Source organism: Streptomyces sp. JN8 (genome assembly GCF_055808075.1).
This window is the reverse complement of the sequence record NZ_CM147852.1, coordinates 7,746,020-7,765,710: the sequence shown is the minus strand read 5'-3', so window position 1 is coordinate 7,765,710 and position 19,691 is coordinate 7,746,020. Positions and strand designations below refer to the sequence as shown.

The 19,691-nt window shown below is 73.6% G+C and carries 16 protein-coding genes; 8 read left to right on the top strand and 8 right to left on the bottom strand.

The features are described from left to right. Nucleotides 1-31: 31 nt before the first annotated feature. From ACY0MR_RS34125 to ACY0MR_RS34110, 4 genes are read right to left on the bottom strand one after another with little or no spacing between them, the layout of a single operon-like run. A complete protein-coding gene (locus tag ACY0MR_RS34125; protein ID WP_473557372.1) occupies nt 32-1,786 on the bottom strand; it encodes a glycoside hydrolase family 43 protein in 1,755 nt (584 codons plus the stop codon). Nucleotides 1,787-1,815: 29 nt separating this feature from the next. Beyond that, on the bottom strand, nt 1,816-2,733 hold the full coding sequence (locus ACY0MR_RS34120; RefSeq protein ID WP_404084843.1) for a carbohydrate ABC transporter permease: 918 nt from the start codon (nt 2,731-2,733) through the stop codon (nt 1,816-1,818). A gap of 58 nt (nt 2,734-2,791) precedes the next feature. Next, nucleotides 2,792-3,736: a carbohydrate ABC transporter permease gene (locus ACY0MR_RS34115; protein ID WP_388797614.1), complete on the bottom strand. Its 945-nt coding sequence runs from the start codon at nt 3,734-3,736 to the stop codon at nt 2,792-2,794. A 42-nt stretch (nt 3,737-3,778) separates the two neighbouring features. Continuing rightward, nucleotides 3,779-5,059: an extracellular solute-binding protein gene (locus ACY0MR_RS34110; protein WP_392865773.1), complete on the bottom strand. Its 1,281-nt coding sequence runs from the start codon at nt 5,057-5,059 to the stop codon at nt 3,779-3,781. Nucleotides 5,060-5,355: 296 nt separating this feature from the next. Here ACY0MR_RS34110 and ACY0MR_RS34105 point away from each other — a divergent pair, with 296 nt between their 5' ends. Then, complete coding sequence (locus ACY0MR_RS34105; protein ID WP_473557369.1) at nt 5,356-7,011, top strand: glycoside hydrolase family 26 protein; 1,656 nt, start codon at nt 5,356-5,358, stop codon at nt 7,009-7,011. Nucleotides 7,012-7,129: 118 nt separating this feature from the next. Here ACY0MR_RS34105 and ACY0MR_RS34100 read toward each other — a convergent pair whose 3' ends face one another. Both ACY0MR_RS34100 and ACY0MR_RS34095 read right to left on the bottom strand, forming a co-directional pair. Next, nucleotides 7,130-8,173 carry a PP2C family protein-serine/threonine phosphatase gene (locus tag ACY0MR_RS34100; protein ID WP_473561970.1) on the bottom strand — a complete coding sequence of 348 codons (1,044 nt, stop codon included), beginning with the start codon at nt 8,171-8,173 and terminating at the stop codon, nt 7,130-7,132. A 202-nt stretch (nt 8,174-8,375) separates the two neighbouring features. After that, entirely contained in the window at nt 8,376-9,110 is a 735-nt protein-coding gene (locus ACY0MR_RS34095; protein WP_392044614.1) for a DUF4232 domain-containing protein, read from the bottom strand. A 297-nt stretch (nt 9,111-9,407) separates the two neighbouring features. Between ACY0MR_RS34095 and ACY0MR_RS34090 the strand changes: the two genes are divergently transcribed. Continuing rightward, nucleotides 9,408-9,836 carry an STAS domain-containing protein gene (locus ACY0MR_RS34090; protein ID WP_392865779.1) on the top strand — a complete coding sequence of 143 codons (429 nt, stop codon included), beginning with the start codon at nt 9,408-9,410 and terminating at the stop codon, nt 9,834-9,836. Further along, nucleotides 9,833-10,006: a hypothetical protein gene (locus ACY0MR_RS34085; protein ID WP_388797600.1), complete on the top strand. Its 174-nt coding sequence runs from the start codon at nt 9,833-9,835 to the stop codon at nt 10,004-10,006. Before ACY0MR_RS34090 ends, ACY0MR_RS34085 begins: the two co-directional genes overlap by 4 nt. A gap of 55 nt (nt 10,007-10,061) precedes the next feature. Here ACY0MR_RS34085 and ACY0MR_RS34080 read toward each other — a convergent pair whose 3' ends face one another. Next, nucleotides 10,062-10,319, bottom strand: a complete 258-nt coding sequence (locus ACY0MR_RS34080) for a hypothetical protein (protein WP_473557367.1) — start codon at nt 10,317-10,319, stop codon at nt 10,062-10,064. A gap of 277 nt (nt 10,320-10,596) precedes the next feature. On the opposite strand from ACY0MR_RS34080, the gene lanKC reads away from it, so the two are divergent. Both lanKC and ACY0MR_RS34070 read left to right on the top strand, forming a co-directional pair. Next, nucleotides 10,597-13,305: a class III lanthionine synthetase LanKC gene (lanKC, locus tag ACY0MR_RS34075; protein WP_473557364.1), complete on the top strand. Its 2,709-nt coding sequence runs from the start codon at nt 10,597-10,599 to the stop codon at nt 13,303-13,305. Then, entirely contained in the window at nt 13,302-13,424 is a 123-nt protein-coding gene (locus ACY0MR_RS34070; protein WP_361850925.1) for a hypothetical protein, read from the top strand. The genes lanKC and ACY0MR_RS34070 overlap by 4 nt, the downstream gene beginning before the upstream one ends. A gap of 132 nt (nt 13,425-13,556) precedes the next feature. On the opposite strand, the gene ACY0MR_RS34065 is transcribed toward ACY0MR_RS34070, so the two are convergent. Further along, the gene (locus ACY0MR_RS34065) at nt 13,557-15,095 is read right to left on the bottom strand and encodes a PucR family transcriptional regulator (RefSeq protein ID WP_473557362.1); all 1,539 of its coding nucleotides are present in this window, start codon (nt 15,093-15,095) and stop codon (nt 13,557-13,559) included. Between the two features lie 225 nt (nt 15,096-15,320). Here ACY0MR_RS34065 and ACY0MR_RS34060 point away from each other — a divergent pair, with 225 nt between their 5' ends. The 3 genes from ACY0MR_RS34060 to ACY0MR_RS34050 all read left to right on the top strand — a co-directional run bounded on the left by ACY0MR_RS34060 (nt 15,321) and on the right by ACY0MR_RS34050 (nt 19,631). Continuing rightward, entirely contained in the window at nt 15,321-16,157 is an 837-nt protein-coding gene (locus ACY0MR_RS34060; protein ID WP_473557359.1) for an FAD binding domain-containing protein, read from the top strand. Then, nucleotides 16,154-18,961 (top strand): molybdopterin-dependent oxidoreductase, encoded by a 2,808-nt coding sequence (locus tag ACY0MR_RS34055; RefSeq protein WP_473557357.1) that lies wholly within the window; start codon nt 16,154-16,156, stop codon nt 18,959-18,961. Before ACY0MR_RS34060 ends, ACY0MR_RS34055 begins: the two co-directional genes overlap by 4 nt. Before the next feature lie 148 nt (nt 18,962-19,109). After that, nucleotides 19,110-19,631, top strand: a complete 522-nt coding sequence (locus ACY0MR_RS34050) for a molybdopterin-dependent oxidoreductase (protein ID WP_473557355.1) — start codon at nt 19,110-19,112, stop codon at nt 19,629-19,631. The last annotated feature ends 60 nt before the right edge of the window (nt 19,632-19,691 follow it).

The window sequence follows — 19,691 nt, the reverse complement described above, 5'->3', positions numbered from 1 at the left end:
CGGTCGGTGCGGTCCGCCCCCCTTCGTACCGTCATGGGTGTACGGGGCCGCCGGCGGGCCGTTCGCGGTACTCGGGGCGGGTGAACTCCGCGGGGGCGCGGCCGCCCGTGAGGTCCTGGGCGCACATGCCGACGAATGCTCCGGTGAAGCCCCAGGCGGTGTAGTGCCCGGTGTCCGGGTCGCCGCGGGTGGCTCCCTCGTCGGAGAGCGGGGTGACGTCCAGGGCCTCGCCGACCGGGAGCCAGGCCTCGGTTCCGGCGGGGCGCCAGGAGAAGCGGCCTTCGGGGCCGTCGACGGAGAGCCTGAGTTCGAGCGGTCCGTCCCCGGCGGGCAGCGGCGGGACGGGTTCGGTGTAGCGGCCGTGCAGGCAGGTCCCGAGTCTGATCACGCGGCCCAGTGCGTCGTCCCAGCTGAGGTGGAGGTGGTGCCAGAGCGTGGTGTTGTAGTAGTGCACCAGGCCGGCCATCGTGAGCGGCGAGTCGGGCCGGGCCGTGAGGCCGACGGAGAAGTCGAAGCGGGTCGCCTGCTGGCGGCGGGCGACGAGGCTCTGGCCGTGGGTCGAGCCGAGGGACTGGCCGCCGTACAGGCGCAGTCCGTCGTGGAGGGGCTCGATCCACTCGGGGTCGGGGTGCCTGCGCAGGGTGGACCAGGGGGAGGCCGGAGGGGCGTCGCCGTCGGGGTGCGCGGTGGACGGCGTCTCCGGGCCGGAGGCGGGCTCGGGCACTGGTGACGGTGCCGGTGCCGGCACGACGGTGCGGGGCAGGGTGTCGCCGCCCGGTACCGGGGGTTCGCCCGCGAGGCGCGGCCAGCCGTCCGCGGTCCACTCGACGCGCTGGAGCGCGGTCTCGCGGCCGAGGACGCACGCTCCGCGCGGGGTGAGGGGGCGGGCGGTCAGATGGGCCAGGTACCACTCTCCGCCGGGCGTCTCGACGAGACTGCCGTGACCGGCCTTCTGCAGGGGCGCTTCGGGGTGGTGCCGGGAGGTGAGGAGCGGGCCGGCGGGATCGGCCTCGTACGGTCCGGTGATGTCGCGGGCCCGGGCGACGGTGACCGCGTGGTCCCAGGAGGTGCCGCCCTCCGCGGTGAGCAGGTAGTAGTGGCCGTCGCGGCGGTAGAGGTGCGGCCCTTCGGTGTGGGCGAGTGCGGTGCCGGTGAAGACGCGGTGGACGGGGCCGGTGGCGGCGCCCTTCGCGCGGTCCCACTCCTGGAGGAGGATGCCGGCGAAGGGGTGACGGCCGGGCCGGTGGTCCCACTCCATCCACAGGGCCCAGCTGCGGCCGTCGCCGTCGGGGCCGTCGTCGTGGAAGAGGGAGGGGTCGAATCCGTGCGACGGGAAGGGGACCGGATCGGACCAGGGGCCGTCGAGGCCGGACGCCGTGGTCACCCGGTTGCGGACGTCCTTGAAGGCACCGGCGAGGCTGGTGACGTCGCTGTAGACGAGGTGGAAGAGGCCGCCGGTGTACGAGAGGCAGGGCGCCCACACGCCTCCCGAGTCCGGCCGGCCGCTCAGGTCGAGCAGCCGGGCCTCCCGGAGCAGTCCGCCGAGGGGCCGCCAGTGGACGAGGTCGCGGGAGTGGTGGAGCGTGACGCCGGGGAGCCATTCGAAGGTGGAGGTGGCGATGTAGTAGTCGTCGCCGACGCGCAGGATCGACGGGTCGGGGTGGAAGCCGGGCAGGACGGGGTTGACGAGGGCGGGCTCCGGGCGGGCCCCGTCGTGTGGTCCGGGCGCCGGCTGCGGCTCGGGGTCCGTGCGGTCCCGGCCGGGTGCGGTGGGCGCGGCGGTCATGGTTCTCCTGCTTTCGGTGGCGGAGGGGGTCAGCCCTTGACGGCGCCGGCCATCACGCCGGAGACGATCCGGCGGGCGAGGACGGTGAAGGCGACCAGGACGGGGAGGGCGGAGACGACGACTCCGGCGAGCATGAGGGTGTAGTCCGTGTAGTAGCCCGCGGCGAGCTGGTTGAGGGCGATCTGGACGGTGCCGTTCTCCGGGGGGAGCGCGATCAGCGGCCAGAAGTAGTCGTTCCAGGCGAACATGAAGGTGAACATGCCGAGCACGGTCGCCGTGGTGCGGACCCCGGGGACGACGACGTGCCAGTAGACGCGCAGGAGTCCGGCGCCGTCCATCCGGGCCGCTTCGACGAGTTCGTCGGGGATGTTCTCCTCGACGGCCTGGCGCATCCAGAAGACGCCGACCGCCGAGACGAGGGCGGGCACGATGAGCGCCGAGACCTTCCCGTACATGCCGAGGTCGGTGACGAGGAGGTAGAGCGGGATGACGCCGAGCTGGGTCGGCACCATGACGGTCGCGACGACGCAGACGAGGAGGGCGTCGCGGCCGCGGAAGCGGAGCTTGGCGAAGGCGAAGCCGGCGAGCGAGGACAGCAGCACGTTGGAGACGGCGGTGGTGCCGGCGACGAGGAAGGAGTTGCCCAGGGCCTGCCAGAAGGCGGAGAGCTCGAAGACGCGCTGGATGTTCTCGATCAGGTGGCCGCCGGGGACGAGGGGCGGGGTGGTGCCGGCGAGGACGGAGTTGTCGTCGTGGGAGGCGACGACGAAGCTCCAGTACAGGGGGAAGACGGAGGCGGCGGTGACGGCCGCGAGCAGCAGGTAGGCGACCGGTCCGGCCGCGTCCGGCTTCCGCGGGCCCCGTTTCGGCACGGTGCGGAAGACGCGGCGGCCGGTCGGGGCGGCTGGGGCTGTCGGGTGGGGCCGGAAGGGCGCGGAGACGGCCATGGGGTTCCTCTGCGGGCGGTGGGGGTACGGCGGGGCGGTCGTGCTCGACGGGGTCCGGTCAGCGGCGCTCCGCGCGGCGGGCGAGGAGGAGGTTGAGCGCCGCGACGGCGGCGATGACCAGGAAGAGCGCCCAGGAGACGGCGGACGCGTAGCCGGCGTCGTTGTTGATGAAGCCGTACTTGTAGAGCATCAGGGTCAGGGTCTGGAACTGGTGCTCGGCGCCACCCTCGGCGTTGCCCTGCTGGTCGAAGAGGAAGGGTTCCGCGAAGAGCTGGAGTCCCCCGATGGTCGAGATGACGACGGTGAAGAGGAGCGTCGGCCGGATGGCGGGGAGCGTCACCTTGCGGAAGGTGAGGAGCCGGGAGGCGCCGTCGATCGCCGCGGACTCGTACAGCTCGCGGGGGACGGCCTGCATGGCGGCCAGGTAGATGAGCGCGTTGTAGCCGGTCCACCGCCACATCACCATGAAGCTGATGGCGAGGTGGGAGCTCCAGGTGTCCGCGGTCCAGTCGACGGGGGCGTCGACGACCCCGACGCCCTGGAGGACCCAGTTGACGATGCCGTAGTCGCGCCCGAACAGCTGGGAGAAGACCAGCGCGACGGCGACGACGGACACGTACTGCGGCACGAGCACCAGCGCCCGCCAGACGGTACGGGCCCGCAGGTGGCGGTCGAGGAGCCAGGCCACGCCCAGGGCGGCGAGGAGCTGGGGGACGGTGGAGAGCACGAAGATGCTGAGGGTGTTGAAGAGGGCGGTGAGGAAGTCGGTGTCGCCGAGCAGTCTCCGGAAGTTGTCCAGGCCCACCCACTCCCCTTGTCCCGAGAGCCGGTCCCAGTCGTGCAGCGAGACCCAGAAGGTCTGGAGCAGCGGGTAGGCGCCGAAGACGGCGAAGACGAGGAAGAAGGGGGCGATGAGGAGGTACGGGGCCGCGTTCCGGCCCGGGCGCGGGCGGCGCGGGGCCGGCGCGTGACCGGTCGGGAGCGGGCGGGTCTGGACCGCCATGGATGTCTCCGGGGGTGAGGGCGGGCGGGTGCGGGGGTGGGGTCAGCGCAGGTTCTTGGCGGCTTCCTCGACCGCCTTGTCCCAGGCCGCCGCGGGGTCGGCCTTGCCCTGCTCGACGAGCTGGAGGGCGTTGCCGAACGGGATGCGCGCCTGCTGGTCCTTCGTACCGCGGTAGTTGGGCTTGAGGGACGTGGCCGAGGCGGCGAAGATCTTGCCGGTCGGGGCCTCGGAGAACCAGTCCTGCCGCGCGCCCTGGACGTCGGGGTCGTCGAGGACGGGCACGAGGGACGGCAGCGCTCCGACGGGGCCGGTGAAGATCTTCTTCTGGGACGCGGCCGAGGTGAGGAAGTCGGCCAGTTCGGCGGCCTCCTTCACGTGCTTGCCCTGCTTGGGCACCGTCAGGAAGGAGCCGCCCCAGTTGCCGCCTCCGCCGGGCACGGAGGCGATGTCCCAGGATCCGGCGGCGGATTCGCCGGCGGCGGTCTTGATGAGTCCGGTCATCCAGGCCGGGCAGGTCATGGTGGCCATCCGGCCCAGCTTGATGCCGGTGTTCCACTGCTGGCTGAAGGGCTGGAGGTTGGCGGACTGGCCGGCGGCGGTGGCCCGGGCCGTCGCGTCGAAGAACTCCCTGACCTTGGGGTTGGTCTCGCCGATGTACTGGTCCTTCGCGTCGAAGAAGCCGAACTCGGTCTGGTTCATCATCGCCGTGAAGATGTTTCCCGAACTGTCGAACCAGGCCTTGTCCCCGACCTTGGAACGGAACTTCTCACCGGTCGCGAAGTACGCGTCCCAGGTGGGCCAGAGGGCGGACACGGCGGCGCGGTCGGTGGGCAGGCCGGCCTTGGCGAAGAGGTCCTTGCGGTAGCAGACGGCGAGGCTGCCGACGTCGGTGCCGTAGCCCATCACGAAGTCGGGCGTGCCGAGGGTGGCCTGCTGCCACTTCCAGGGCAGGTACTCGCCCTGCCGGTCGCCCGCGCCGTACTCGGCCAGGTTGACGAACTTGTCCTTCACCGCACGGAACTTGGGGAGGTAGCCCTCCTCGACGGCGACCACGTCGGCGGCTCCGCTGCCCGAGGCCACCTGCGTCGAGAGCTGGTTGTGGTGCTGGTCGAACTGGGAGATGCGCTCCTTGATCACCACGTTGGGGTGGGTGCGCTCGTACTCCTTGATCAGCGGCTTGTACCCGAAGTCGCTGAAGGTCGCGACGGTCAGGGTGATCTTGCCGCCCGCTTCGCCGGAGCCCGAGCCGCAGGCGGACAGGACGAGGAGCGAGGCGGCGGCGGCGAGCGCGCCGACGGTTCTGCGGGCACGGTTACGGCCCATGGCGGATCCTCCGGGAACGGGAGACGGGTGAGCGCCACCAAAGTCGTGCACGGCCGAAAACTCTGTCAAGGTTTTCGGCGAAACTTTCGACGGTCCCTCAGTAGACGCTAGAGGGATACCACTTGGGCCTGGTGAATGTCGTCGAAAGTTTTCGTAGCAGCGGACTCCTGACCAGCGGGGGGAGACGAAAACTCCGCGGGCCGTTGACCCGGCCGCGCACCGGCAGCAGCATGCGTCCGCCGCCGACTCCCGTACCGGACGCGGCCCCGTTCCCCCTCCGCCCGAAAGGCACCGGCATGCCCTCCTCGGCCCCACCTCCCGTGGCCTGCGCCGCGCCACCCCGCAAGCCGCTCCTCCGCGCGATCGCCGCGGGCGCCACGACCGTGGCCGCCCTGCTCGCCCTCACCGCCCTCCCGTCCCCGGCCGACGCCGCCGTCCAGGCGGCGACACCGGGTCTTCCACCCGCCGGGAAGGTCGCCCTGGTCCTGGGACAGGACAGCGACACCCTGAGCGACTACCGCCGCGACGTCCTCGGCAACGCCTCCCTCGGGGCCCCCGCCCCCGCGGCGGTCACCCTCTACACCAACCTCGTCCTCGGCGGCACGCCCGCCCCGCTCGCCGGGACGACCGGGCCCGTCGACTGGGGCGCCGGCACCGTCGACTTCGCCCGCACGCTGCAGGAGTACCCCGGCTCCTCGCTCGCCGTCGGCCTCTACCTCTCGGACGCCACCTCGGGCTGCACCAACCAGCCGCTGCGCGCGATCATCGGCCGCTCGGACGCGGACGTCACCGCGGGGAACCCGAACCTGATCACCCGGTACCGCGCCAAGGTCGACGAGATGGTCAACCGTTTCAAGTCGTACGACCGGGACGTGCTGCTGCGCATCGGCTACGAGTTCGACGGCCCGTGGAACTGCTACAGCGCCGACTTCTACAAGGAGGCGTTCCGGTACATCAAGGGCCGCATCGACGCGCTCGGCGCGACCCGCGTCGCCACCGTCTGGCAGAGCGCGGCCTGGCCGGTGAACACCCACCCCGACCACCCGGAGTGGAAGTACGTCGTCACCGACCCGGCGCACCTCGACGACTGGTATCCCGGCGACGCCTACGTGGACTGGGTCGGCCTGTCCTCGTTCTACAACTCCCTTTCGGTGCCGTCCCAGTGGGGCTGCGGCGCGTACGACACCGACCCGGTCGGGCTGCAGAACCGCATCCTGGACTTCGCCCGGTCCCACGGCAAGCCGGCCATGGTCGCGGAGGCGGCCCCGCAGGGCTCGCGGACCGGCGCGAAGAGCACCAGCTGCATCTTCCGAAACAGCCCGGCGGCCTCCAGCGGCCAGGCGATCTGGGACGGCTGGCACGCCGGCTACTTCGACTGGATCGACCGCAACCGCGACGTGATCCGCGCCGCCGCCTACATCAACACCCACTGGGACGCCCAGACGCAGTGGCAGTGCGCGGGCGGCGCCCAGGCCGGCGGACCCGGCTGCGCGAACGGCAACTGGGGCGACTCACGCGTCCAGGCGGACCCGACCGTGCTGTCCCGCTTCCTGACGGAGATCAAGAAGTCGACCTGGGCGAACGGCACGTCGACCCCGAACCCGACGCCCACACCCACGCCCACGCCGACACCCACCCCGACGCCCACCCCCACGCCGACCCCGACGCCCACGCCCGGGCAGCCCGGCTTCACCCAGGGCGTGACCAGCGGTTCCGGCACCACGATCTGGTTCGCCCCGCAGGGCTTCCAGGCCTCCTTCGTCACGGTGCAGTACCGGATCGACGGCGGTCAGCCGCAGAACCACTTCCTCTCCTACGACTCCGCCGACCGGCGCTGGGAGCTGCCCGTGCAGGTCCCGGCCGGAGCGACGGTCACCTACTTCTTCCACTACCAGCCCACCACCCAGACCAGTCAGATCACCACGCCGACCTACACGTGGACGGCCTCCTGAGGCTCCAGCACGCGCCGGGCGCCGCCCCGCACCCGCGGCGGCGCCCGGCACCACCCGCGCCCACCGCACCCCGCGCCCCGCATCCCCCTCCCCCGCGGAGGGCGGTCGGTGACGGCGGTCAGCGCTCGCGCAGCCGGACCGCCAGGGCCGCGACGTCGTCGTCGAGCCGCCCCTGGGTGTAGCGGAGGAGGTCACGGTGGAGGGCTCCCAGGAGTTCCCGGGGCTGCGCCAGGGGCTGGCGGCGCGTCCAGGCCGCCAGCGGGAAGAACTCGCCGCGCCGGTCGCGGGCCTCCGCGATCCCGTCCGTGTAGAGGAGCAGCAGGTCTCCCGGGGCGAAGTCGCAGGAGTCCACGCTGTAGTGGTCGCCCATCAGGTCGGCGAGGCTCAGCAGGGGCGACGGAGCCTTCGACTCCAGGACGCGGAGCGTGGCGCGGTTCACGAGCAGCGGGGGCGGGTGCCCGCAGTTGAGGACGTCGATCCGCCCGCCGCCGTGCGGGATCTGGACGAGGAGCGCGGTGGCGAAGCGCTCCATCGTCCCTCCGGACGGAAAGGCGCCGTTGTAGCGGGTGCAGCTCGCGTCGAGCCTGCGCGCCACGTCGATCATGTCCGTCTCGCTGTACGCGGCCTCACGGAACGCGTTGACGATGGCCGCGGCCGCTCCCACCGCGGGGAGCCCCTTGCCGCGGACGTCGCCGATGAGCAGCCTGACGCCGTACGGGGTGTCGACGGCCTCGTAGAAGTCCCCGCCGATGCGGGCCTCCGCCGCCGCGGCGACGTACAGCGACTCGATCTCGACGTTCCTGAAGCGGCGCGGCATCGGGCCGAGCACCACCTGCTGTGCCGCGTCGGCGACGAGCCGCACCTGGAGGAGGGTGCGCTCCCGCTGGAGCCGTACGTGGCTTCCGTACGCGGCGGCCACGGTGACGGCGATGATCCCCGCCGCCGTCCACCAGGTGCCGAGGTCGGGGAAGACGAGGCTGAGGCCGATCATCAGCACCAGGCAGACCGTGCCGAGCAGGACGGTGGGCATGACCGGCCACATCGAGGCCGCGAGAGCCGGGGCGGCGGGAAGGAGGCGGCTGAAGGCCATCTCGGGCGGGGTGGAGTAGGCCAGTGCGGCGATCACGACGGTCAGGATCACCGGCGAAAGCCGTACGAGCATCCCCGGCCCGTAACGCCGGCGAAGCCCCAGCCGCAGCTGTCCAGACTCGATCACACCGGACAGAATATCCACACAAGAGGGACATAGCGCCCTCATGGGGAGCTGGGGAGGTCGGAGCGGCCGGGGCGACGGCCGCTCCGCGGGCACCGGGGTCGCACGGGCGGGATCCCCGGACCGTCCGGTCCGGGCCGCGTGCCACCGCTCAGAGCTGGGTGATCGGCCGCATCGCGAGGCCCTCGGTGCCGGCCCAGCCGTTCACGCGGGCGGCGTCGTCGACGGAGACCGTGTCGAGGCCGTCGGGCAGGTCGAAGACCAGCGTGCCGCGCAGTTCGGTCCCCTCGCCCGCGACCAGGGTCGCGGTGAAGCGGTCGGACTGGTCGTACTGCGCCTCGCCGCCCTCGTCGTTCCCGAAGACGTACAGCCCCGCGTAGGCCTTGCCGCCGCCCTCGACGACGACGGGCTCGGTGTCCGGCTCGCCCAGCGGGTCCACGATCGGGGCGTCGTCGCCGGCCGTGAGCCGCAGGACGGGCGCGTCGTTGAGGACGCACGGCGTCTTCGCGCCATTGGTGACGGTGAGGAGGAAGTGGCGGGGGGTCTCCCCCCGCCCGTCCTGGAGCTCGACCGCGGTCGTGAGGCCGTCGGCCTCGCAGTCCGGGTACTCCGTCCCGTTCCCGCCGCCGGTCTCGCCGCTGTCGCCGGTGGCGGTGGCCGTCGGGCCGGTGCTGCCGGTGCCGGAGTCGCCCGTGGACGCGCTCGGCCCGGGCCCGCTCCCGCCGGCCGACGCGGAGCCCGAGGGGGCCGCGGTCGGCGGTGCGGCGGCCTGGTCGTCACCCTGGCACGCGGTGAGCGTGAGGAGTGCCGTGGCCACGGTCGCGCCCAGGAGGGCGCCGCGCAGGCCGCGCCGGAGTGCGCCGTATCCGGCCGTCTTCGAGTTCATGCCGTTCCCACTTCCCCCGTGACCGGCCCGGAGCCGGTCCGCATGCAAGCGACATCGTCATTGTGGCCGCGCGCGTCGAACTGTTAACCGGCGTCCCGCGTCTGTTACAGCCCTCGTACGAACCGGCAGTCATAGCGTGACCATGACAGTCCGGTCGCGGGACGGGCGAACAGACGCGCCCGACTGACTCGTACGGGTGGCATCTTTCCCTCGTGCTGGGTATCGGTGCTGCTCACATGGGGTGAAAGAGCCGCGTGCCTCGAATCCCCGGACCGGGCACGAGGCGTTGATGGAGCTGTGAGCACCTCGAGCACCGCACCGATACTGACCGACTCCCTCGCCGCCCCCGCCCTTCCCGTCGTGCACGACTCGGGCGCGGACACCGCGCCCGGCGTCATAGTCGTCGCCTCCTGCACCGCGCTCGGCGCCACCCTGGTCGTCGGCCTGGCCGGAGAGATCGACTGCCACAGCGTCGCCCCGCTGCGCGCGCTGCTGGCCTCGGCCGCGGCCGACGGCTACACCGGGCTCGTCCTGGACACCGCGCGGGTCACGTTCTGCGACTCCAGCCTCCTGCACGTCCTGGACTGGTGGCCCCGGTACGGACGCAGGCTGACCCTGGTGAACCGCTCCCGAGCCCTGCGAAGGCTGCTGTGGGCCGCCGCGGTCGACCTGCCGGAACCGATGGCCTCCCCGGCCGGCCCGCTGATGGCGGCGGCCACGTCATGACCTTCATACTCATGACGTGCGGTCCGATGCTGGCAGCGGCCCTCCTGGTCCACTGGGAGCCCCGGGCCGCCCGCCACGGCCGCCGCGCCGAAGCCGCCGCCCGGCCCGCGCCCCGCAGAACCCTCGTGTACTGCCACGTCGCGCTCTCGCTGCCCGGCTCCACCGCCTAGGGGGCCGCCGTCGGGGCCCGCGCCGACCCGCGGGCCCCGACGCCCGGCCCACACCTCAGCAGTTCTCCCTGATCACGTCCTCCAGGGCGGCCAGGGCCACCCGGTCGCCCTCGGCCTTCTTCTCCAGCGTCTCCAGGGCCAGGCGGAGGGCGCCGATCTGCGGCCCGTCCGGTTCCGCCTTCGCCTCCAGCTCGTCGATCCTCGTCCTGAGCTCCCCCGCGTGCTCCTCCGTCCTGCCGATGCTCGTCGCCTGCTCCTGCGCCAGGCGCGCCATCATCTGACAGGGGGACTCCGGGGGCGGCGGAGGGGTCATCGCGTGCTCCTAGGTCGTGGCGCCCGCCGTCGGGGCCGCCCACGGCCAGTATTCAAGCGCCCGGCCGGCCGAACCCGGCGGGATGGGCTGTCCGGAGCAAGGTCCGCGGGCCCGGAGCCGCCTCCCGGGGCGCCTGCCCGACGCCGTCGCCCGCCCGCGGCACGCGGTGCCGCCCGATACCGGTCGCATGCCGCCGGCCAACCGTTTCCATACCTGCCGCTCCTAGCGTCGGGCCCGGCCGTCGCGGCCGCCGACCACCACCCCGCGAGGAGATCCCGTGCTCGATGGCTTCGCAGAAGCGCTCGCCGACCGGGACCACTACCTCCCCCTGGACGGCGTGGCCGACCCCGGGCCGCGCTTCACCCCCGGCGAGGTGCCTGCCGGGACGCGCGGCGCCTCCCGGGGCATCTGGACGATCTGGGGCGGCGGCCCGCACACCCGGCTTCCCGAGCAGGGCTGGAAGATCCACGTGTCGGCGCGGCTCGACCGGGCCCAGCACGTCCTCGACACGGTCGCCGGGATCTGCTTCTCCGAAGGCGTGCCGTTCAAGCACCTCAGCGCCCGGCTCTTCTTCCTGTTCCTCCACCACAAGCACGCCGCACGGTCCCAGGCGGGCAAGTTCTGCGCCGTGTACCCGCCGGACACCGCGACCGCCCGCCGCCTGCTCGAACGCCTGCACGCCGCGCTCGACGGCGAGGAGGGACCGTACGTCCTCACCGACCGGCGCTACCGCGACTCCCGGACCGTCCACTACCGCTACGGCTCCTTCGGCCTCCGCAGCGCGCTGCGGGCCGACGGGACCCGGGAGCCACTGGTCCGCGACGGCTCCGGCCGCGAGGTCGAGGACCTGCGACTGCCCGCCTTCCACCTTCCCGCGGGGATCGAGGACCCCTTCGTCGAGCAGGAGGAGGAGCCGCACGCGGGGCCCGTCCTGATCCGCGCGTACGAGGTGACCCGCGCGGTCCGGCTCAGCAACTCCGGCGGGGCGTACGAGGCCAGGGACCGGCGGACCGGCCGCACCGTCTTCCTCAAGGAGGCCCGCGCCCACAACGGCCTGGTCTTCGACGGGACCGACGCGCAGCAGCGGCTGCGGCACGAGGACCGCGTGCTGCGCGCCCTGCACGCGGCCTCCCCCGGGGTGGGTCCGGAGCCCCTGGACCACTTCACGGAGTGGGAGCACGACTTCCTCGTCACCGAGCACATCGCCGGACAGCCGCTGGTGAGCTGGCTGAGCCGGAACTCCCCGCTCGCCCGCGCCGACCGGACGGACGACTCCGTCGCCGCGTACTACGCGGCGTGCCGGCGCCTGCTGGCGGCCCTGGACACCGCGCTGGAGCGGCTGCACGCGGCCGGCTTCCGGTTCGGCGACCTCAGCCTGGGCAACGTCATGATCACCCCCTCGGGCGGGGTCCGGCTGGTCGACTTCGAGACCGCCTCGGCCCTCAGGGAGGCCCCTTCCGGAATCGGCACGCCCGGGTTCACGCCGCCGCCCGGCCTCCTGCGCGCGGACCCCGATCCCCTGCTGCAGGACCGCTACGGCACGGCGGCCGTGGCCATGGCCTTCCTGGCGCCGTTCCACGAGGTCGCCGAACGCGCGCCCGCCAACCTCGCCCTGCTCCACCGCGACCTGGCGGACGTCGCACCCCCTCGGGACCTGTGGCGGCGGGCCACCGCCTTCCACCCCACCGCGCGGGACGCGCCGGACCAGGCCGGTCGGGAGCGCTCGGCCTCCCCCGCCGGGCCGGACGCCGACGCGCGCCGCCGCCTCGCCCGGCTGGCCGGTCAGGTGGCCGCGGGACTCCTGGAGTCGGCCGAGCCCGACCGGCCCGCGTGGGCCTTCCCGCCCTCGCCCGAGGCGTTCCGCACCAACAACGTGTGCCTGGCCTACGGCACCGCGGGGGTGGTGCACGCCCTGCACCGCGCCGGGCATCCCGTGCCCGAGGAGATCCGCGCACGGCTCCGCCGCGACACCCTGGCCCAGCACGACGCCCTGCCCCCGGGACTGCTCGTCGGCACGGCCGGCATCGCCCGCGTCCTGGCCGCCCTCGGCCTGCCGGAGGAGGCCGCGGAGCTGCTCCGGACGGCCGACGACCACCCGCTCACCGCCGCCTGCGCGACCCTGGCCGGCGGACGGGCGGGCGTCGGCCTGGGCTGGCTGGCCCTGTACCGGACCACGGGCGAGAGCCGCCACCTGGAGCGGGCCGCCGCCGCGGGAGACCGGCTGCTGCGCACACCCGACCTGTCGGCGGCCCTGGGCGCGCACGACGCCCGCGGACTGCTGCACGGCCGCTCCGGGCTCGCCCTCTTCCTGCACCGGCTGGCCGGGGAGACCGCGGAACCCCGCTACCTGGAGGCGGGCCGCCTGCTGCTCCACCAGGAGCTGGAGCGGACGTTCCCCCTGGACGACGGCTCGCTGTCGCTCTCCGACGACGCGCGGCTCACCCGCGCCATGCCGTATCTGGCCACGGGCGCGGCCGGCCTGGTGACGGTGCTCGCCCGCTACGCGGCGAGCGTGCCGGACGAGCGCTGCGCGGCGGCACTCCCGCGGCTGGTCGCCGGGATCCGGGTCTCCTGCACCGTGAAGGAGGCGGGACTCCACCGGGGACTCGCCGGGCTGAGCTGGGCCCTCACCGAGCACGCCGAGCTCGACGGCACGGACGCCGCCCGCGGGGACGCCGTGCGCGCCGCGACCGGTCTGCTGAAGTACGCCGTCCCCCACCGGCGCGGTGTCCGCTTCCTCGGCGCGGGTTCGCAGCGGTTCACCGCCGACCTGTCCAGCGGAGGCGCCGGAGTCCTTCTGGCGCTCCACCGCCTGCTGTCGGGAACCCTCCTGACGGAGCGACAGCACACGCGGCCCCGGATCCCGGCAGTCGGCCGACCGCACCGGCGGCCTCCCCAGAGCGCCCGGGCAGGAGCGAGCCTCCGTGCCCCGGCAGGCAGTGACCGAACGGCACCGTCCCGCAGAGAGAACGGAGAGCACCCATGACACCCATGAGCCAGGTCCTCGCGCTGCAGACCCTGGAGACCGAGCCGGAGGCCTACTCCCTCCCGCCCTGCTTCAGCGTCGCCTGGAGCATCAGCGACATCTTCCCCGAGCCGATGTAGCGAGCCCGTGTCCGGGCGGGCCCGGGCCGGTGGTTCCGCCGCCGGCCCGGGCCCGGGTCGTTCCCCGCCCTCGCCGCGCCGGGCCGACCGGGTTCCGCGGGTACGACGGTGGCGTCGACGCGGGGCGGGCCCTCAGTGGCAGAGGAGCGCGGCGCGAAGGTCCGCCTTGTGGTCGAGGCGGGACAGGTCCCGACCGGTGAGGGTCTCGATGCGTTCGACGCGGTAGTGGACCGTGTTCACGTGGATGTGGAGCGCTTCGGCGGTCCTCGCCCAGGAGCAGTCGTGCGCGAGGAACACCTCCAGGGTCTCCAGGAGCATCGCCGTCGACCCCCGGCCGGCGCCGCCGAGGAGCGGCCCCAGGACCGTCCTCCGGAACACGTCGCGCACGTCGAGGGGGATTCCGGCGAGCAGCCCGCCCAGCCCGTCGAGGTCGCCGAGCGCCGCGACGCGGGGCGCGCCGGGTGCCGCGGCGCGGGCGGCCGCCAGCGCGTAGCGCGCCTGCTCCAGGGCGGTGTGGAGCTCCGAGGGGCCGGTCGCCGAGGTGCTCACCCCCGCGTGCAGGGCGCGGGCGGGGCCGCAGGCGTGGATCAGCGGCCACACCTCCTCCAGGCACGCCCGCAGGCCGGTCGCCGGCTCCCCCTCCAGCGCGACGACCGCGACCGCCTCGCCGTCGTGGCCCGCGGCGACCGCGGCGGCGGACGGCAGGTGGTGGAGGGCCTCGGTGAGCGCGGCGACGCCGTCGTCGCCCGGCTCCGCGTCCGGTTCCGAGGAGGCGACGACCACGGTGTACGCGCCTCGGCCGCCGAGGCCGCAGGCCGCCAGCCGGCTCTGCACGCGGTGGCCGTCGAAGCGCAGGGCACCCACCGCGTCCACGAGTTCCTCGGAGGCCGCGCCGCTCACGGCCCGCTTCAGGTCCTGTCGGCGGCGGTGGCGGCCGAGGAGTTCGGCTATCTCCTGGAGGACCCGCGGGGGCACCTGCCCGGCCTCGGGCAGGTGGAGGTGCCAGGTGTCGTAGGCCGTGGCGCCCTCGCTCTCGACGCGGACCGTCGTGCCGTGCCCGCCGCGGAGGAGTTCCGCGGCGACCGCGGCGGGCAGCTGGGCCGGGGCGGCGCCCGTGCGGGCGACGGTGCGGCCGCTGCTGGTCAGCAGGTGGCAGGCGGGGGTGCCGAGATGGGCGAAGGCGCGGTCGAGGAGCTCCCCCGTCGAGACGCCGTTCTCCAGGGCGCGGTCGAGGTCCAGGCGGACGTTCTCCGGCAGGGCGAAGTGGTCGGTGGGCCGTCGGCTGAGCTCGCCCCACTGCCGGAGGTAGACCGCTTCGGTGATCGCCCGGAAGGTGGTGTGCGCGGGGACGGCGATGAGCGGGACGCGGTGCCGCCGGCATGCCTCGACGAGCTCCCGCGGCACCTCCCCGTGGGTCTCCTCCCCCGCGAGCAGCGCCACGGCGCCCGCCTCGCGCAGCGCGGAGACGAAGCGGCCGGTCTTGCCCGGTTCACCGTCCGGGCTCCACCAGACGAGCCCGCTGAGGACGACCTCCCCCGGCTGCAGGAAGCGCGCCGGGTCCTCCAGATCGGTCGCCGTGACGCCGCTGATCTCCTGGCCGAGCAGCGTCTCATCGCCCCATACGAGGGTGAGGTCGAGGCGGTCGAGACGGAGGAGATGGTCGACGTGCATCAGTGGCTCCTAGCGCGGTCACGGGTCGGGCCCGGACTCGCATTCACGAGGCGAATGCGAGAAACGTCATCGTAGATGCCCGATCGAGAGGGGAAAACAGCTCTTGGTTGAACCTCCAGGAGGCAGCCGCGCGAGGTGGACGATTTCCGGCTACGCGTCCAGTCGTCCCGCGGGTCTCCCCCGGCTTCACTGGCCTGAAGGCACCGGTCGGGAGGCAGGGGTGGGATGGATCTGAACACGATCTCGGACGTGCGGGACGCACGGCGGCGCGAGCCGTGGCGGCCCGGGGACGCGTGGCTCGGCGGGGGCACGTACCTGTTCTCCGAGCCGCAGCCCGGGCTGCGGCGGCTGGTCGACCTGAGCCGGATGGGCTGGGAGCCGCTCACCCGGCACGAGGACGGCTCGCTGGAGATCGCGGCGACGTGCACCATCGCCCAGCTGTCGCGTTTCGGCCGGCGGAGCCTGGACGCGCCCGCGGCCCCGCTGTTCGAGCTGTGCTGCCGGGCCTTCCTCGCCTCGTTCAAGATCTGGAACATGGCGACCGTCGGCGGGAACCTCTGCAACGGCCTGCCCGCCGGGCCGATGATCTCACTGACCGCCGCGCTCGACGGCAGCTGCCTGCTCCAGGCCCAGGACGGCTCGCTGCGGGAGGTGAAGGTCGTCGACTTCATCACCGGAGCGGGCCTGAAGGACCTCGCGGACGGCGAGTTGCTGCGCTCCGTGACGCTGCCCGCCCGCGCCCTCGGGTGCCGTACCGCGTTCCGCCAGGCCTCGCTGTACGGGCTCGGGCGGTCCGGCGCGCTGGTCGTCGGGACCCTCGACCCCGTGGACGGCTCGCTGGCGGTGACCGTGAGCGCCGCGACCGTGCGGCCCTTCCGGTTCTGGTTCCCGCTGCCGCCCGACCGCGAGCGGCTGCGCGCGGCCGTCGACGAGGCCGTCCGGCCCGACGCATGGTTCGACGACATCCACGGACTTCCCGAGTGGCGGCGGCACATGGGCCTGCGCCTGGCCGAGGAGGTCCGCCGTGAACTCACCGCATCGACGGAAGAAGGAGTCCGATGAGCCCGCGGACCGAGGGATTCCAGCTCCGGGTGAACGGCCGGTCCCACCAGGACGAGCCGCGCGCCGGCCAGTGCCTGCGGACCTACCTCCGGGAGCGGGGCTGGTTCGGCGTGAAGAAGGGCTGCGACGCGGGCGACTGCGGCGCGTGCACCGTGCACGTCGACGGGGAGCCCGTGCACAGCTGCCTCTACCCCGCCGTACGGGCGGAGGGCCGGACCGTCACCACGGTGGAGGGCCTGGCCACCCCGGACGGCGAACTCCACCCGGTCCAGCAGAGGTTCCTCGACGCGCAGGGCTACCAGTGCGGCATGTGCACCGCGGGCTTCCTCATGACCACGGCCGCCCTGGAGGCCGAGCGCGGCACGCCGGACGACGACGGCAAGCTCGACGACCTCCCGCGCGCCTTCAAGGGGAACATCTGCCGCTGCACCGGCTACCGCGCCATCGAGGACGCCGTCCGGGGCGTCCGGCACGTCGAACGGCCCTGCGCGGGGCAGGCGGTGGGGCGCAACGTCGCGGCGCCGGCCGGCCCGCAGGTCGTCACCGGCACCGCCCGGTACACCTTCGACGTCGAGGTGCCGGGCCTGCTGCACATGAAGCTGCTGCGTTCGCCGCACCCGCACGCCCGGATCCTCTCGATCGACACCGCGGCCGCCCTCCGGGTCCCCGGCGTCCACGCCGTGCTGACCCACGAGGACGCCCCGGCCACGCTGTACTCCTCCGCCCGGCACGAACACCCCACCGAGGACCCCGACGACACCCGGGTCCTGGACGACGTGGTCCGGTACGTCGGGCAGCGGGTCGCGGCCGTCGTCGCCGACAGCGAGCAGGCGGCCGAGGAGGGCTGCCGCCGGATCGAGGTGACGTACGGGGAGCTGCCGTACGTGACCGACCCCGAGGAGGCGATGCGCCCCGGGGCTCCGGTGATCCACGCCGGCAAGGGCCCGGAGGTACGCATCGCCCGGGTCGAGGACAACGTCGCGGGAGAGGTGCACGGCGAGATCGGCTCCGTCGAGGAGGGGTTCGCGGAGGCTGACGTCGTGTACGAGGAGACCTTCCGCACCCAGCGCGTCCAGCACGCCAGTCTGGAGACGCACGGCTGCGTCGCGTACTTCGAGCCGAAGGACGGCGAGGGGGCGGGGACGGGCGAGCGGCTCACCGTCCGCTCGTCCACCCAGACGCCGTTCCTGACCCGGCGGGCGCTCTGCGCGCTGTACGGCCTCCCGGAGGACGAGGTCCGGGTGGTCGCCGGCCGCGTCGGCGGCGGCTTCGGCGGCAAGCAGGAGATGCTCACCGAGGACATCGTGACCCTCGCCGCCCTGAAGCTGCGCCGGCCGGTGAAGCTGGAGTACACCCGGGCCGAGCAGTTCTACGGGGCGACCACCCGGCATCCGTTCACCATCGGCGTGAAGGCGGGCGCGCGGGCCGACGGCACCCTCACCGCCGTGCAGATGCGGGTGGTGTCGAACACCGGCGCCTACGGCAACCACGGCCCGGCGGTGATGTTCCACAGCGTCGGCGAGTCCTTCGCCGTCTACCGCGCCCCGCACAAGAAGGTCGACGCCTACTCCGTCTACACCAACGTCGTCCCGGCGGGCGCCTTCCGCGGCTACGGCCTCGGGCAGGTCACCTTCGCCGTCGAGTCCGTCATGGACGAACTCGCCCGGCGTCTCGGCATGGACCCGCTGGTCTTCCGGGAGCGGAACGTCATCGGTCCCGGCGAGGGCATGCACAGCCCGATCGGCGAGGAGGAGGACCTGCACATCGCCTCGTACGGACTCGACCAGTGCCTCTCCGTCGTCCGGAACGCGATCGCCGGGGACCGCAGCGCCGAGGAGGCCCCGGAGGGGTGGCTCGTCGGGCAGGGCACCGGCATGGCGATGATCGCCACCGGGCCGCCCGGCGGGCACTACGCCGACGCCCGGGTGTCGCTGCTGGAGGACGGCACGTACGACATCGCCGTGGGCACGGCCGAGTTCGGCAACGGCACCACGACCGTCCACAAGCAGATCACCGCCGGGGCCCTCCGCACCACCGAGGACCGGCTGACGGTCCGCCAGTCGGACACCGACGTCGTCCGCCACGACACCGGCGCGTTCGGGTCCGCCGGCACCGTCGTCGCCGGCAAGGCCGTCCTCCTCGCAGCGGGCTCCCTCGCCGAACGCCTCCGCACCCTCGCCGCGCGGCACAGCGGGGTCGCCCGGCACCTGTGCACGCTCGGCGCCGAGTCCGTGGACTGCGCCGGGCGGACCGTCACCCTCAAGGAGCTGTACGAGGCCGCGCACGCGCTCGGCGCGGCGGAGGAGCTGGCGGCGGACGGGCACTGGGGCGGGTCACCGCGTTCGGTGGCCTTCAACGCGCAGTGGTTCAGGATCGCCGTCGACCCCGACTCGGGGGAGATCCGCATCCTGCGCAGTGTGCACGCGGCCGACGCGGGCAAGGTCATGAACCCCATGCAGTGCCGGGGCCAGGTCGAGGGCGGGGTCGCCCAGGCCCTCGGCGCGACCCTCTTCGAGGACGTCCGGATCGACGAACGCGGGGAGGTCACCACGGCCGCCTTCCGCCGCTACCGACTCCCCCAGTACGCGGACGTCCCGCGCACCGAGGTGCACTTCACCGAGACCTCCGACTCCATCGGCCCGCTCGGCGCCAAGTCGATGAGCGAGAGCCCCTTCAACCCCGTCGCCCCGGCCTTCGCCAACGCCCTCCGGGACGCCACGGGCATCCGCTTCACCGAGCTTCCGGTGACCCGCGACCGTGTCTGGCTGGCCCTCCACCGGCAGAGGCGGGGTGTCGGGCGATAGACCGGGAGGATAGGAGGCGGTCTCTCGTATCAAGCTCACAAATGCCGGGCTTCCGGTCCACTCGACATGGCAGACGAGGTTCTCCGGTTCCACGGTCGGGTATCACTGCGCGCAGCCGCCGCAACGACCGCACCGAAGGGACCCGACCATGAGCCGACCGATCGCCGCATCCCCCGCCATGCCCGTCACCGCGTCCGCGCCTCCCGGATCCTTCGCGGTCTGGGGGGACGTGGCCGCCCCCGCCACCCTCTGCGTCGCCGACCTGCGCGAGGGGTGGGAGGAGCACCGGGCCGAGGTGGTGTTCGACTGCGCCACGGCGGGACCGCAGCACCACACCTTCGCCGGACCGCTGCTGCGCGAGGTCATGGCGGCGGCGCGGCCCGGCTTCGACGCCGCTCGCCGCAAGGAGCGCTCCCGCTTCCTGGTGTCCGTGAGCGGCGGCGACGGCCATCACACCGTCCTGTCGTGGGCGGAGCTCGACGCCGACTTCGGCAACGCACCCGTCCTGCTCGCGACCCGCATGGACGACGCGGAACTCGACGCGGCGGGCACGCAGCTCGTCGTGCCGTCCGACCTCTGCGGCGCCCGCTACGTCAGCGCGGTCACCGGGATCTGGATCGGTTCCCACCGGCTGCCCTCGGCGCTGCCGCCGGTGCTGCCGGTGGCCTGAGCGCGGCGCACGGCACGGCTCGCCCCCTCGCCCCGGGGGGGCGTGCTCGGGGGTCCGGGG

Bases quoted from the DNA above. Each gene is read 5' to 3' on its own strand.
- ACY0MR_RS34125 (WP_473557372.1), bottom strand. From the start codon at position 1,786: ATGACCGCCGCGCCCACCGCACCCGGCCGGGACCGCACGGACCCCGAG.
- ACY0MR_RS34120 (WP_404084843.1), bottom strand. From the start codon at position 2,733: ATGGCCGTCTCCGCGCCCTTCCGGCCCCACCCGACAGCCCCAGCCGCC.
- ACY0MR_RS34115 (WP_388797614.1), bottom strand. From the start codon at position 3,736: ATGGCGGTCCAGACCCGCCCGCTCCCGACCGGTCACGCGCCGGCCCCG.
- ACY0MR_RS34110 (WP_392865773.1), bottom strand. From the start codon at position 5,059: ATGGGCCGTAACCGTGCCCGCAGAACCGTCGGCGCGCTCGCCGCCGCC.
- ACY0MR_RS34105 (WP_473557369.1), top strand. From the start codon at position 5,356: ATGCCCTCCTCGGCCCCACCTCCCGTGGCCTGCGCCGCGCCACCCCGC.
- ACY0MR_RS34100 (WP_473561970.1), bottom strand. From the start codon at position 8,173: ATGCTCGTACGGCTTTCGCCGGTGATCCTGACCGTCGTGATCGCCGCA.
- ACY0MR_RS34095 (WP_392044614.1), bottom strand. From the start codon at position 9,110: ATGAACTCGAAGACGGCCGGATACGGCGCACTCCGGCGCGGCCTGCGC.
- ACY0MR_RS34085 (WP_388797600.1), top strand. From the start codon at position 9,833: ATGACCTTCATACTCATGACGTGCGGTCCGATGCTGGCAGCGGCCCTC.
- ACY0MR_RS34080 (WP_473557367.1), bottom strand. From the start codon at position 10,319: ATGACCCCTCCGCCGCCCCCGGAGTCCCCCTGTCAGATGATGGCGCGC.
- ACY0MR_RS34070 (WP_361850925.1), top strand. From the start codon at position 13,302: ATGACACCCATGAGCCAGGTCCTCGCGCTGCAGACCCTGGAGACCGAG.
- ACY0MR_RS34065 (WP_473557362.1), bottom strand. From the start codon at position 15,095: ATGCACGTCGACCATCTCCTCCGTCTCGACCGCCTCGACCTCACCCTC.
- ACY0MR_RS34060 (WP_473557359.1), top strand. From the start codon at position 15,321: ATGGATCTGAACACGATCTCGGACGTGCGGGACGCACGGCGGCGCGAG.
- ACY0MR_RS34055 (WP_473557357.1), top strand. From the start codon at position 16,154: ATGAGCCCGCGGACCGAGGGATTCCAGCTCCGGGTGAACGGCCGGTCC.
- ACY0MR_RS34050 (WP_473557355.1), top strand. From the start codon at position 19,110: ATGAGCCGACCGATCGCCGCATCCCCCGCCATGCCCGTCACCGCGTCC.